We start from the raw sequence: 249 nt of genomic DNA on the forward strand, positions 1-249 counted from the left end.
GCCTATAACCTGCGATATATCGAATTTCAGAGTTCACTCACTGAGCCGATCGATTTGCAACAACTGGACACATGGATTCAACAGTCTGCATTCGCCTGCTCCCATCTTGCTGTTGTTCATCATGAGACAACAACAGGGCTGCTGAATGATATCGCCTCCATCGGAGGATTATGCAAGAAGTATAGTATGGATTTCATTGTGGACGCGATGAGCTCATATGCAGCCATACCGATCCACATGAAAGACATG

Annotated in this window: 1 protein-coding gene; it reads left to right on the plus strand. The window is 45.8% G+C overall.

Annotation, left to right across the window (positions count from 1 at the left end):
* A partial coding sequence (locus tag SB775_RS32245) for an aminotransferase class V-fold PLP-dependent enzyme (protein ID WP_410865363.1) occupies nucleotides 1-249 on the plus strand: 249 nt, incomplete at both ends.

Source organism: Peribacillus sp. SIMBA_075 (assembly GCF_046534585.1).